This is a genomic window from Actinomycetota bacterium (genome assembly GCA_040754375.1).
GTDB lineage: Bacteria > Actinomycetota > Acidimicrobiia > Acidimicrobiales > AC-14 > JBFMCT01.
The window spans coordinates 1-13,083 of sequence record JBFMCT010000003.1; the positions used below are offsets into that span (position 1 = coordinate 1).

General features: G+C 72.2%; 9 protein-coding genes, 1 tRNA gene and 1 pseudogene. 3 read left to right on the forward strand and 8 right to left on the reverse strand.

Annotation, left to right across the window (positions count from 1 at the left end; all coding sequences use genetic code 11):
• The first annotated feature begins 128 nt into the window (after positions 1 to 128).
• Positions 129 to 383: a site-specific integrase gene (locus AB1673_01965; GenBank protein ID MEW6152742.1), complete on the forward strand. Its 255-nt coding sequence runs from the start codon at positions 129 to 131 to the stop codon at positions 381 to 383.
• Positions 384 to 520: 137 nt separating this feature from the next.
• On the opposite strand, the pseudogene AB1673_01970 reads toward AB1673_01965, so the two are convergent.
• Positions 521 to 694: pseudogene (locus tag AB1673_01970) on the reverse strand (TMEM165/GDT1 family protein).
• Between the two features lie 61 nt (positions 695 to 755).
• Here AB1673_01970 and AB1673_01975 point away from each other — a divergent pair.
• Positions 756 to 965: a hypothetical protein gene (locus tag AB1673_01975; GenBank protein MEW6152743.1), complete on the forward strand. Its 210-nt coding sequence runs from the start codon at positions 756 to 758 to the stop codon at positions 963 to 965.
• A gap of 37 nt (positions 966 to 1,002) precedes the next feature.
• Here the strand turns inward: AB1673_01975 and AB1673_01980 are convergent, their stop codons facing one another.
• From AB1673_01980 to AB1673_01990, 3 genes are read right to left on the reverse strand one after another with little or no spacing between them, the layout of a single operon-like run.
• Positions 1,003 to 2,268: an MFS transporter gene (locus tag AB1673_01980; protein MEW6152744.1), complete on the reverse strand. Its 1,266-nt coding sequence runs from the start codon at positions 2,266 to 2,268 to the stop codon at positions 1,003 to 1,005.
• A 2-nt stretch (positions 2,269 to 2,270) separates the two neighbouring features.
• On the reverse strand, positions 2,271 to 4,721 hold the full coding sequence (locus AB1673_01985; protein MEW6152745.1) for a heavy metal translocating P-type ATPase: 2,451 nt from the start codon (positions 4,719 to 4,721) through the stop codon (positions 2,271 to 2,273).
• Positions 4,718 to 4,939, reverse strand: a complete 222-nt coding sequence (locus tag AB1673_01990) for a heavy-metal-associated domain-containing protein (protein MEW6152746.1) — start codon at positions 4,937 to 4,939, stop codon at positions 4,718 to 4,720. The genes AB1673_01985 and AB1673_01990 overlap by 4 nt, the downstream gene beginning before the upstream one ends.
• A gap of 84 nt (positions 4,940 to 5,023) precedes the next feature.
• Between AB1673_01990 and AB1673_01995 the strand changes: the two genes are divergently transcribed.
• A complete protein-coding gene (locus tag AB1673_01995) occupies positions 5,024 to 5,515 on the forward strand; it encodes a heavy metal-responsive transcriptional regulator (GenBank protein MEW6152747.1) in 492 nt (163 codons plus the stop codon).
• 623 nt (positions 5,516 to 6,138) lie between these two features.
• Here AB1673_01995 and AB1673_02000 read toward each other — a convergent pair.
• From AB1673_02000 to AB1673_02015, 4 genes are all read right to left on the reverse strand, one after another.
• Positions 6,139 to 6,215, reverse strand: a tRNA-Met gene (locus AB1673_02000).
• A gap of 27 nt (positions 6,216 to 6,242) precedes the next feature.
• Positions 6,243 to 9,143 (reverse strand): DivIVA domain-containing protein, encoded by a 2,901-nt coding sequence (locus tag AB1673_02005; protein MEW6152748.1) that lies wholly within the window; start codon positions 9,141 to 9,143, stop codon positions 6,243 to 6,245.
• A gap of 49 nt (positions 9,144 to 9,192) precedes the next feature.
• Complete coding sequence (locus tag AB1673_02010; protein MEW6152749.1) at positions 9,193 to 10,425, reverse strand: hypothetical protein; 1,233 nt, start codon at positions 10,423 to 10,425, stop codon at positions 9,193 to 9,195.
• Complete coding sequence (locus AB1673_02015; GenBank protein ID MEW6152750.1) at positions 10,422 to 13,034, reverse strand: ATP-binding protein; 2,613 nt, start codon at positions 13,032 to 13,034, stop codon at positions 10,422 to 10,424. Before AB1673_02015 ends, AB1673_02010 begins: the two co-directional genes overlap by 4 nt.
• Between the last annotated feature and the right edge of the window lie 49 nt (positions 13,035 to 13,083).

The following is a 13,083-nucleotide window of genomic DNA, read 5'->3' on the forward strand; positions in this document are numbered from 1 at the left end:
TGTGAGACGCTGACATGTTGGTGGTCCTCCTTCTCAACTCGGTTGGTTGACACCCCGAGCCTGCCTCACGGCAGGGACGAGGTGGAGGACCGCCACTCAAGTTCTACGACGCTCGGGACAACCTCGCGATCCATCCAGACTCCTACAGCCAGCACTTCCAGCGGCTCGTCGATGCATCGAGCGTCCCTCGCATCAGGCCGCACGACCTGAGGCACACGCACGCCACGATCCTCCTCAATGCCGGCGTGCCGGCGAAGGTCGTGAGCGAACGCCTCGGCCACGCCAACGTGGCGTTCACCATGAGCGTCTACCAGCACGTCCTCCCCGGCATGCAGGCCGACGCTGCCCACATCTTCGCCAAGGTCGTGTTCGGCGACAGCTGACGCTAAATCCGCGACCCCGCGACCGCTGCTTAGACGGGCCCTCGGCATGTCAGCGTCGGTAAAGCGCACGCCGCCACCGCATCATCGGCAGGCTTACGCTGAGCCGCGACGATGCGATCTCGAGAGGGATGTCCACACATCAGCGCTCCGACCACGACCGACATGGCGTGCAGCACGGCCGTCGCCAAGCTGATCCCGACCAGGATCGGATACGGCCGATAGCGGCTCGCGAAGACGAACGCCATGAGTTGGCTGTTGTCGCCGAGCTCCCCGACGAAGATCACTCCGAAGCTCACAAGCAAGGCGAGCAAAGGGGTCGTCCGGGTAGCTGCCCCGAGGAGTGGGGCTGCCTCGACCGGGCATCGACGTGCGATGCCGGTCGAAGGTCTGCTCCTGCTACCGAAGCAGGCCCGGGGACCGGCGCTCGTCACTCATGCCGACCGGCCCACGCTCGGCGAGCCTGCTGACCTGGTCGACCTCTTCCTCGGGAAGGAGGCCCGCTGCGACGTCATGGATGTCCGCATGGGGCGCATGCCGCCGCTCGTGGCCATCGAGCGTGTTCCTGCGACTTGGCGCTCGTGACCCGTCGAGGCAGCGCCCACGTTCCTACTGATTGTCCTTACGTTGAGACGCCCGAGGTGGCCGCTGGTTCCGGAGCACGAACACTTCCCGTCGCCGGACCCGGGGCCAGCTCCGATCGGAAGGCCCCGAGCCCGACGAGCGCCGCTACGACAGCCGCTGCGGCGAAGATCGTGAGCGCAGTTCCGAAGCCGAGCGGTAGCAGTGCCTGGAACACGAGGCTGCCTGTCCCCAAGCCCATGAAGAGCGTGAAGACGTTGAGCGCCATCGCTTGGCCACGGTTCGGGGACAGGTCGGTGACGATCCCCGCGAGAAGCGGCTGGGTGAGGTCGTAGCCCAAGGACAGCAATGCCACCGCGAACACGGCGAGTCCGACGGGGATGGACACCGCAAGGACGCCAGCTGCGATCGCAGCAACCGTGAGTCCCAGCGGTATGAGCCGCGCTCTGCCTCGCTCGTCAGCGAGGCGGCCGACCAGAGGGCCGAGGAGGAAGCCAGGGATCCCGTAGCCCAGTAGGGCGAAACCGATGCCTGCCTCGCTCAGCGCGTAACGGTCGACCAGGTAGACACCGAGCCAGGTGTAGATCCCTGCGTGTAGGACTGCGTTGAACAGCACGTACGCGTACGTCCGTCGGGCGCGTCGAGCTCGCAACAGCGCCAGGTAGCTCCGGGCGACCGCGCGGACTGGCCGAGGCTGAGCCGCTGGACGGTTGCCGAGAAGGCGGCGATGACGCCAGAGCACGGTCAGGACCCCGGCTCCCAACGCCGAGACGATGAGGTACAGGCCCCGCCACCCAACGGCCGGCTCGAGGAGCGCTCCAGCGCTGGAACCGACCGCGATCCCTCCCGCCATGGCGCCGAACACCCATCCGAGGGCGTGACCCCGTCGTTCGAAGGGAAACACGTCGCCGACCAGGGCCAAGGCGATCGGGACGATGCCGCTGGACCCGATGGCGATGAGCGCTCGTGCACCGAGGAAGCCGCCGGCGCTATCGGCAAGTGTCGCCAGGGCAGTCAGCGCCACGAAGGCGCTCATCGACCCAAGGATCACCTGGCGTCGACCGACTCGGTCCGAGAGCGGTCCCCACACCAGCACCATGGCGCCGTACGGGATGAGATAGGCGGGCTCGATGAACCCCATGAAACGCGGAGTGACGTCGAAGATCTCGGCGAGGACGGGGATCAACGGCGCCACCATGAATGCCTGGAAGAACACCAGGAAGGTCGCCGCCGTGAGCACGCGTAGGAGGCGACCAAGCTGCGCTGCTGGCAGTGCGTCCTGACGGCCGTCGCGGCTACCGATCACTGTCAGGCCTCGGAGGCGGCGGGCCCGGTGCGGCCGACGCTGCCGATCGCCTGGAACAGCAACGATGGCCGCCCGCCGAGGGAGTTCACGAAGATCGTGGTGACCGAGAGCGCCATGGCGATCATCGCCCAAACGGGCTGGACGAGCCCGGTCGCGGCGAGCGGGATGCCGATGCCGTTGAACACGAAGGCAAGGGCGACGTTCTGGCGCGTGCGGCGGTAGCTCGACCGGCTGATCTCCCGCGCGGTGAGCACGGCCGAGACGTCGTCGCGCAAGATGATGACGTCAGCCGACTCCACAGCGATGTCGGTGCCGCCGCCCATAGCGATGCCGACGTCGGCCTGCATCAGGGCGGGGGCGTCGTTGATGCCATCACCCACCATCGCCACTCGGTTGCCATCGGCTTGGAGGCGACGAACGATGTCGGCCTTCCCATCGGGCAGCACGGCGGCGTGGACGTCATCGATCCCCACGCGCTCGGCCACGGCGCGCGCTGTCTCGGCATTGTCCCCGGTGACCAGGATGGGCTCCATGCCGACGGCCCGCATCCTCCGGACCGCCTCGGCGGCGTCGGGTCGGAGCTCGTCCCCGAGTGCGACAGCGCCGACGAACACGCCGTCGACGGCGACGGCCGCGACGGTGTGGCCGCCCCGCTCCAGCGGTTCAATGACGGCATCAATCTCGTTCCCTGTGACGTTCCGATCCGCGAGGAACTGCCGGCGGCCGACAAGCACGTGACGACCGCCGATCGTCGCATCGACACCGAACCCGGTGACGGATTCGAAGTGCTCGGCGTCCGCGACGGGGAGGCCGCGAGACCGCGCGGCGTCGACGATCGCCCGAGCCAACGGGTGTTGGGACGGGCTCTCGGCGGCGGCGGCTAGGGCGAGTAGGCCCTCGGCTGAGCCACCGGTGGCCGGCATGACTTCGCGCACGACAGGTCGGCCCTCGGTGAGGGTGCCCGTCTTGTCGAGCACGACCTTGCGAATCTCGCCGAAGGTCTGGAACGCCTCGCCTGTACGCATGATGACGCCTAGGTCGGCGGCTTCGCCGGCTGCTCGCACGATGGCGAGCGGTGCCGCGATCCCAACTGCGCACGGGTAGCCCATGACGAGCACGGAGATGCCGGCGAACACGGCCCGGCGGACGTCGGGCTCTCCGTCGAGCAGCGCGGACGCGGCGAGCCAGGCGACAAGTGCACCGGCCGCGACCAATAGGACCGTAGGCGTGTAGACCCGCAGAACCCGGTCGACGAGGTGGAGGATGCCGGGCTTGAGCGCTCGGGCGTCCTCGACGTGGCGGACGACCTGGGACAAGAAGCTGTCCGCACCGACGCGCACCACCCGCACGACCAAAGTGCCGTCACCATTGATCGACCCGCCGATCACCTCATCGCCGACGGAGCGTTCGACAGGCACGGGCTCGCCGGTCACCAGCGCCAGATCGACGGCGGAGTGGCCGCTCTTCACCTGGCCGTCGACGGGGATTCGCTCGCCGGGCCGGATTCGGACGAGGTCGCCGAGCTGGACTTCTGCGATCGGGACGTCGCGCTCGCGCCCGTCGCGCACGACACGAGCCGTATCGGGTTGCAGGTCGAGCAGCTTCTTGACCGCCTGGCTCGACCGAGTCTTGACCAGCAGGGACAGCCACTCCGAGAAGATGTGGTAGTTCGCGACCAGCACGCTCACCGCGAAGAACGGTGCCGTCGGGTAATCGTCGAGCACGCCGGTGAGGCCGACGATGCCGCCGACAATGCCGGCGAAGGCGCCGACCTCTAACAGGACGTGCTGGTTGAGGATCCCGCGCCGACCCGACTGGTACGCCATGCGCAGGATGTGGGGTGCCACGCCGAACACGACCGCGAGCGCCAGAGCACCGGTAATCCAGCCCGCCGCAGTCTCATCGATGGCCCCCGTGGCGCGGCCGGCGATCGCCAGGGCGGCAGGGGCGACGAGCGCGAACGCTCCGCCAAGCGCGCTGCCTCGGCCCGCGGGGCGCAGGATCGCGTAGGCAACCGGGACCATGAGCACCACGACCGAGGCCGGCACGAGCACCGACCACACACCCGTCACGTTCGCTATGAGAGCGATCGCAGCCAGACTGGCGCCGGCTGCCACAAGGAGGCGCTGACCCTCGCGAACGAGGTCGGCCTCCTCTTCCTCGAAGGGCCGCAGCTTGCGCGGGTCGTAGAGGTCGTAGCCGATGTCGCGCAGGATGGTCAGGATGTCGGCCGGCGCGATGACCCTCGGGTCGTAGTCCACCAGCGCCTGCTCATGGGTGAGGCTCACCGCCACCTTGTCCACGCCAGCCTCGCGACCCAGCGCCTTCTCGATCGTGCCGGTGCACAATGAGCAGTGGAGCCCAGCGATGCGCGCGCGGATGCGGGCGCGGCCCTCGAGGTGGCTCGGCTCCTCCGCCCAGAGCTGCTCCGTGTCCGGCGCAACGGTGCTCATCGCTCGGCCGGGTCGGAGCGTTCATAGCCAGCGTCCGCCAGGCGGCTAGCGATCGTCTCGGCCGTGACGAGGGACGGGTCGTACTCGAGGCGGATCACGCCGCTTTGGTGGTCAGCCTGGACGCTCTGCACGCCGTCGAGGCGGCCGAGAACCGAGGAGATGCGCTGCTCGCATCCGGTGCAGTTCATCCCGGTCACGGTCAGGGAAAGCGGTGTCATGCCATGCTCCTCATGGGGAGAGTGTGCTTGTCTGCACGGTAGACCTTCCATCCGGATGGAAGGTCAAGACTAGAGTGCGGCCTCATGGATGACACCGAGGCGACCCGGCACGAGCCGCCTACCCTTCCGCCTGAAGGGAATGTTGGAACGGAGACGCGGATGCGGATCGGCGAGCTCGGCAAACGGCTGGCAGTGAACCCGAAGACCATCCGGTACTACGAGGGCATCGGCCTGCTCCCCCAACCCGAGCGCACGGCCTCCGGCTACCGCACCTACGACGAGGAGGACGTCGAGCGACTCACCTTCATCAAGGCCGCGCAACGGCTCGGCATCACGCTCGACGAGATCCGCGAGATCCTCGCCTTCCGGGAGAGGGGCGAACGACCGTGCAAGTACGTCCGTCGCGTGCTTCGCCGCGAAGTGGCCGAGATCGACCAGCGACTCGCCGACCTCACTGCCCTTCGGGACGAGCTCGTCGCACTCGAACGAATGGCCGACCAGCTTCCGGAGTCACGGCCTGGCACCTGTGGGCTGATCGATCATGTCCGCCAGCGGCAAGGCGCCCTGCCGACGTAGAGATCGGTCTCGAACCTAGCCGGGTGCTTGCGGGTGGCCGCTGGCTTCGTCGAGCACCTCCGCGAGTAGAGCTTGGGCCCGGCGGTGGATCTCCTGATCGGGCCGATCTGTAGACCGACTTGCCGGACGGGTCGGTGAGGTCCCAGTCGAGGTCGCGGCGTGGCCGGGAACACCAGGCACGCTTCGCGGCAGCCCATCGTGAGATCACGTCAGCTCCACGTGCAGCCTCGTCGGTGAGCGGGTTCGGAAACTCCTTGCACACGTTCGGGCCCCGCTCGGTGAGGCATCCGTGCGACGGCGGGGTTGGTGTCCTCGCCTAGTGCGGAGCCGGCCGATCGCATGACCACCCGTCTCCCGCGCCATGGCGGTCGAGCAGCACCCGCGCGACGACGTTGGTCACGGTGGTCGAGACCGTCCTCCGCGGCGACGGCAACCGCGACGAACGCAGCCGCCAGCCGGACCCCCAGGGCGACAGCACGTGCCCACCCTTCGTGGGCTGTCCCAGGTGTTCCCCACCGCCGGAGCTGCCACTCGTTAGACAACCCGTTAGACACAGCCCGTTTCGGACACCAGAGAGGCCCTCCCCGATTGATCGGAAAGGGCCTCTGACCTGGGCTTCTCGTTGGTGGCGGGGGCAGGATTTGAACCTGCGACCTTCGGGTTATGAGCCCGACGAGCTACCAGACTGCTCCACCCCGCGGCGGTTGTAGCCATGTTAGCACCGGCCTTAAGGGGTGGGGGTCAAGAGGCAGCGGCAGCCAGGGTGGGCGGGTGGGTGGACCTGGCCGGTGGGGTACTCCTCGCCCTTGAGCACGGTGCCGGCCAAGGTGTTGTCGTCGCAGTCGGGGCAAGGGGCGTCGTCGTCGACGACCCAGCGGAGGGTGGACCCCGGCGGATAGGCGGCGTAGGCGCCCCGGGAGAACGCCAGCACGGCGTGGTGGCGCACCAGCGGTTCGATCTCCTGGATGCGCCACTGCCGGTAGACCCCACTGACGGCATCGGAGGCCTCGGGCCCGTCGCCGTCGCCAGCGGCCTGAAGGGCTCGTTCGAGCCGGGCGTGCAGGGGACCGGCCAGGGCCTCGGCCAAGGCACGGGCCACGTCGGCACCGGCCGAGCCCGCCGAACGGGCCTCGCTGGCGCTGGGGTCGGCGAAGCGGACGCCGGCTCGTACCGCGTCCTCCACGACGGCGGTCACTTCCTCGCGATAACGGGCAATCTGGTCAGCTAGGGCCGGCAACGCGGGCGCGGCCCCGGCCCTCCCGCCGCGGCGGAGGCGGTCGAGCACCTCGTTCTGCTCGTCCTGCAGCGTCCTCTTGAGCTGCCGGCCGATGGCATCCTCGGCCGGTTCGAGCAGCTCATCGCGCCGGGAACGGGCGCGCTCGTCCACGACGGAGGCCGGCGTGGGCCGCTCGCTGGCCTCGTTCGGGGTGGCGTCTGCGGCCGGCTCCCGCGGAACGGGGGCGGTGGCACTGGCGGCCCGGGCGTCGGCCCGGTCGGCCTTGATCTGGGCGAACAGGGCGTCCACCCGGTCAGCCTCGGGGGCGGTCGTCGCTCCGGAGGTACCGCTGGCCGACGGTCCCGCGGGCGTGGCGGTGGCCGGCGATGGCGCGGGCGCCGGCCGTACGGGCGGCGATGGCGCGGCCGTGGCGGTGGGGGACGGGGCCCCGGTGGACCTGGCCGTGATGCGGGGTGGGGGCGGCGGGACGGGCCGCGGCAGGATCGAGGGACGGGCGCGAGCCTCCGGCTCAGCGGTCCGGCCTGGGCCGCCGGCCAGAACAGTGAGGGTGCGCCCCGGACCTCCACCACCCGGGTCGCCACCCGGCTCTCCTCCGCCGGGACCGGTCGATCGCCCACCCAGGGCCGTGGGCGGCGTGACGACCGAGAGCGTCGGCCCACCCCGCTGGGAGATCGTGCTGTCGGCCGGGGATGTGGCGGCCAGCGCTCTGGCGGGCACGCCGGCGGCGCTCAGGCCACCGGGCTCGCGCCCTGCTGGTGCATCGGCCGTGAGCCCGGCGGCCGGGTCCCCGGCACCCGTGTTCCGAGGGGAGCCCCTGCCCGTCGGCCCTTCGGCTGGGTGCTCGGTACCCGGGGCCGACGCCCGACCGCCTGCGGGCCATCCCGCTCCAGCCGGCTCGATGGACCGTGTCCCGGCGGGCGGGCCGGCGGGCGGGCCAGCGGGCGGGCCGGCGGGCGAGACGGGGGCCCCAGCGGCCGTCAACGCGAGCGACGACTGGGCGGCGTCATCGGTGTCCGCAGTGTTCGAGGTTGTGGCGGTGCCGGCGGACGCGCCTTCAGGCGGGGGGGAGCCGGCCGGCCTGGACGTGCCCGGGCCCGACCCAGGGGTGCTCAGGGCGGGACCCGCGGGACCGGACGGGCCTGCTGCTGCGGACCCGGCCGCGGCGGCCGCTGTCGTGGCCGCGATGTGAGGGTGGGACGACCCGCCGGGGCCAGTCGTCCCGGCGGGGTCGGACCGCACCTGGTCGGTGGATGCCGCGGCCGCCGGGGGCCAAGCGGTGGCCGGGCGGGTTGGGGACGACGAGGGCGGGCGACTGGAGCGGGCCGGGAGCGGCGCGCCGGCGTCGCGGCCCCCCGCACCACCCGGCGACTGCGGCCCGGTGACCGGGTCGCGACCCCCCGCACCACCCGGCGACTGCGGCCCGGTGACGGGGTCGCGACCCCCCGCACCACCCTGCGACTGCGCCGCGGTGACGGGGTCGCGGCCCGACGCACCGCCCGGCAACTGCGGCCCGGTGACGGGGTCGCGGCCCCCCGCACCGAGGGGCGACGGCCCGGTGACGGTCCCGCGGCCGGCGGAGCGGCCCGGCGGCGCCGAGCCCGGCGGTGGGGGCGGTGGCGGCGGGGGCGGCTCGGGGGCACGGCGCTTGACCTCGTCGGCGGCCAGGCGGGCCTCGACCTCGGCCATCTTCAGTTCCTGAGTGGCCTCGTCGAGGGTGCGGCGCACGAGGGCGTAGGCCGACAGGAGGCGTTCGCGGGCCGCCCTGAGCTGTTCGAGCTGCACCTCGGCCACGTGCCGGCGCCGGGCCAGGTCGGCCAGGACCCGCTCGCGCAGGGCCCGGGCTTCGGCCACCATGTCCCGGCCTCGCACCCGGGCGGCCTGCATCTCGGCCTCGGCGTCGGCCTTGGCCTGGTCACGCAGGGCCCGGGCGTCGGCCTCGGCCGCGTTGCGCAGCTTGGCCGTTACCGAGTCGACCTCGTCGACCCGCCGGGCCAGCAGGCTGTCGGCCTCCGACCGGGTGCGGCTGACCTGGGCCTCGGCGTCGCGGACGAGCCGGGAGGCTTTCTCCTCGGCCTCCTCGCGGATGGCCATGGCCTGCTCGCGCGCCGCCGACAGAAGGCGGGCGGCGTGCTCCCCGAGGGCGTGGGTGAGCAGGTCCTCGTCGAGCTCGGGGTGGTCGGCCCGGGTCTGGACCTCGGCCAGCATCCGCCTCAGGTCGGCCTCCCGCTCGGCTGCACCGGCCAGCTCCTCGCTGACCCGCCGGAGGAACGACCGGACCTCGCCGGGGTCGTAGCCCCGGAAGGTCGAGGTGAACGTACGGGTCGCGACGTTGTCGGGCGTCACCACCGGCCCGGACGTGATTACCCGCTCGGGGTGCATACCGGACACCATCGCCAAGAGCGTACGCCCGCGGCCCGCGAAATCGGTGGAGGGCCCGCCCTCAGCCCCCGAGGGAGCGCAGCAGGCCGCTCAGCGTGTCGACCACGACGTTGAGCGTGTCGTCGACGACGGGGAGCCCGAGGTCGATCGGCCCGCGGTCGGCTCCCGGCACACCGCCTCCCGGGGAGCCGCCTCCGGGCCCGCCTCCCGAGGACGGGGCCGTGGTGGCCGTCGTGGTCGTCGGTGGGCCGGCGGTGACGGTGGTCGGCGGCAGCGTGGTGGCCACGCCCGAGGGGGCCGTGGTCGGGGGGACGGGGCCCACCGACGGGGCCGGGCCGGCCAGCTCGCTGCCCGGGGGGGCGGCGTAGCGGGCGATGGCTGCGTCCACGCTGGCCAGTAGGGGGGCCCGGTCGACGGACTGGTCGAGGGCCACCAGCCCCCACGAGGCGCCGTCGGCGTGGAAGGCGAAGACATCGGCCCAGCGGGTCACGAAGTTGCCCCTCGTACCGGCGACGGCGATGGCCGCGCCGACGAGGACCTCGCCCCCGGGCTGGGCCGGGTCGATGAACGTGTCGTCGAAGGGCTGTTCGGCCAGCCCGGGCAGCAGGCGGCGAAAGAAGGCCGCCGACGTGCCCTCGCCCGCGGACAGCTGGGCCGAGAACCCCCGGCTGAGCGCGGCCAACTGGTTGCCGAGGTCGACGGCGTCACCCAGGAACCGCTGGTCCCAGCGGTCCGAGGGCGACGGCGAGAGCGGCGTGGCCCGGGAGGGCAGCCCGGGCGCGGGGACGGTCACCTGGCGCAGGGCGGGCACGCTGACCGAACGGCCGTCGGACTCCACCCCGGCCGACCCGCGGTACACGGCCACCGAGACCGCCAGCGACCGCGTGACCCTGGCCACCCCCGAGACGGTGACCACGGTCCGCCCCGCGTCCAGCATGGCCTCGGCGCCGTTGCTGGACACCAGCACGTCGCCCGTCAGCAGTTCGGCGCGGGGTTCGGTGCGTCCCGTCGAGGTGGTGGCGAACAGGAGGCGGAGCGACGTGCCGGTCTCGATCTCGACAGCCCGGTCGTCGCCCAGGCCCAGCAACCCCGTCCCCTCGACGAGACGGACCTCCTCGCCCGACCGCAACGTGCGCGCCCCCGTCACCGACACGAGATCACCCTCGAGGGTCGCCACCTCGGCCCGGCCGTCGACGGTCAGGCGCCCGGCGGCCCGGGGCTCCTCCCGGGTGCACGCCCCGAGCACGGTGGTCACCGACAGCGCCACCACGACGACCGCCACCAACCTCCTCACGATGCCCCCTTAGGAGCGCGAGGGCCGGCGGGCAGGACCATCGTGAAGGTGGACCCTTCGCCGGGCTCCGAGTCGCACGTGAGCTCGCCCTGGTGGGCGCGCACGATGCGGCGGACGAAGGCCAGGCCCAGGCCCAGCCCGCCGAACTCCCGGGTGGCCGAACCATCGGCCTGGGAGAAGTCGCCAAAGATCTCGGCCACCTTGTCCCTGGGGATGCCCACTCCCTGGTCGCGGACCGTCACCATGACCAGGGGCCCGGTGCCGTTGCCGGCCACCGAGGCCGAGACGCTCACCTTGCCGCCTTCGGGCGAGTACTTGACGGCGTTGGCCACCAGCTCGTCCACCGAACGCTCGAGGAGCCGGCGGTCGCCCATTATCGGGGGCAGGCCGCGGGCCACCCGGCGGGTGATCTCGTGGCGGGTGTCGACTTTGCCCTTCCACCTCTCGACGACCGTGCCCAGCACCTTGCCCATCTCCACCCGTTCGCTGCGGACCTGGAGGCGGGCGGCTTCGTCGGCGGCCACGCTCACCAGGAGGTCGACGACCCGCTCCAGCTCGTCGGCCCCGTCGATGATCCGGTCGAGGAACTCCCGGGCCTGGGCCGCGGGCACGGCCCGGCTGCGGAGCAGCTCGGCGAAGCCCTTGATGGGTACCAGCGGCGTGCGCAGCTCGTGGCTGATGTTGGCCAGGAACTCGGTCTTCATGCGTTCCACCTGGCGCTCCCGGCGGACGTCGCGCAGGACGTAGACCCCGCCGCCCACCCGCCCGTCGGCCGCCCGCAGGCCGCCCGCGGACAGGGCCACCGGCACCTCGGCACCACCGGCCACCTTGACCACGGCGGCCGCCGACCAGGCCCCGGGTACGGGCTTGGAGAGCCGGCCCCCCAGGTCCTCGCCCTGCTCGGTCCGGATCGAGAGCACGTCGGCCAGCCGGTGGCCCACGACCTGGCCGGCGGCCACGTTGAACAGCTCCTCGGCGGCGTCGTTGAACGTCATCACCCGGCCACCGGCGTCGACGGCGATGAGCGCCTCGCCCATCCCCGACACGACGGCTTCCAAGCGGCCCCGCAACCGGGTCTCCTCCTCGGCCGTCTGGCGTAGCTCGGTGGCCAGGGACTCGATGGACCCGGCCATGGAGTCGAACGAGGAACCGAGCACACCCAGCTCGTCCTCGCTGGTGACGCTGGCCCGGGACGACAGGTCGCCTCGCTGGATCCCCTCGGCGGCGGCCGTGAGCCGGCGCAGCTTGGCCCCGATGCGCTCCCCCACGGCCACGGCCACGAAGAACGAGCCCAGAGCGGCCACCAGAGCGACGACAAAGAGCGTGCGGAAGAGGGAGTTGCGGGTGTTGTCGACGGTCGTCCGCAGGGTCGAGGTGACCACGGCCAGGACCCGGTCCTCGGTCGCCCCGGTGATGGCGACGGCCGCCAGGAAAGCGCGGTCGGTGACCAGCGAGGCCCGCCCGTCACCGGCCAGGGCAGCCAACGCCACCTCCCTCACCGGGCCTTCGTCGAACTGGTCGGGGGGGTGGGACGCGAGCACGCGGTCACGGTCCACGAGGGCCAGCGCGGTGGCCGTATCGGCCCCGAACCGGCCGGTGATGTACTGCACGTCGAGGGGTATGGCGGCCACCACCACGCCGATCAGGCGGTTGCCCTCGGGGCCACCCCGCAGCTCGACGGCGTGCGCCCCCACGACCAAAGCCTGGGTGCCGATCAGTTCGACCACCGAGGCGCTGCTGGGGCGGGGCCTGTCCTCCAAGACGGTGGACACGGCCTGGGACCCCGCCAGCCCGACGGCGTCCACCGCGGTGGTGTTGACCTCGGCCACCACCCGGCGCTGGTCGGTGACATACACCAGCGGAGCGTCACGGCCGCTGACCACCAAGTCGGCATCCACCAGGGAGCGCATCGAGCGCTCGACCTCGGGGCTGCGGACCGGGTCTTGGGAGAGCGGCGCCAGGCGCTCGGCGTCCAGGCTCAGGGCCACGAGCTTGGCGCTCGTGATGGCGTCGCGGTGGGCCGTCGCCTGGATGCTCTCGGCCTCGGCACGGGCGCGGGTGTCCACCCGGCGCACGGCCTCGCGCTCCACGCTGCGGGCGATCACCACGCTCAGGGCCACCGACACGGCCAGCACGACCACCAGGAGAGTGGCCGCCGTGCTCACGGCCACCCGGGCGGGGATCGAGCGCCGGGCGGACACGACCAGGACGGCGCCCAGGCCCAGGGCACCGGCGGCCCTCGCCCAACTGGCGGCGATGTCGCTCTCCAGGGCGGTGGCCCCCTCGGCCGCGGCCAGCAGGCCCAGGGCGACCCACAGCACCCGGCGGGTGGAACGGTCGGCCCGCAGGCTCAGGTTGCCCAGGCCCAGCAGGACGATGGCCACGCCCCTCGCCCCCACCAGCACCTGGTCGTCGGCCTCGGCCAGCAAGGAGCCGTGCATGAAGGCGGCGCCCGCCAGGGCCGTGAACCCGGCTGCCAAGGCGATGCGGCCCCGGGGACCAGCCCCGACCAGGGCCGGCCTCAGCAGGACCACCACGGCACCGGCCACCGCCACCAGGAACGTGGCGAACTCGACGGCGAACCGCAGCTGGGTGGTGGCGTCAGGCACGGGCTGTCACCCGCGAGGGCGCGTGCCAGCGCCCGCTGGCCCCGTGGTC

Bases quoted from the DNA above. Each gene is read 5' to 3' on its own strand.
- AB1673_01975 (MEW6152743.1), top strand. From the start codon at position 756: ATGCCGGTCGAAGGTCTGCTCCTGCTACCGAAGCAGGCCCGGGGACCG.
- AB1673_01985 (MEW6152745.1), bottom strand. From the start codon at position 4,721: ATGAGCACCGTTGCGCCGGACACGGAGCAGCTCTGGGCGGAGGAGCCG.
- AB1673_01990 (MEW6152746.1), bottom strand. From the start codon at position 4,939: ATGACACCGCTTTCCCTGACCGTGACCGGGATGAACTGCACCGGATGC.
- AB1673_01995 (MEW6152747.1), top strand. From the start codon at position 5,024: ATGGATGACACCGAGGCGACCCGGCACGAGCCGCCTACCCTTCCGCCT.
- AB1673_02005 (MEW6152748.1), bottom strand. From the start codon at position 9,143: ATGGTGTCCGGTATGCACCCCGAGCGGGTAATCACGTCCGGGCCGGTG.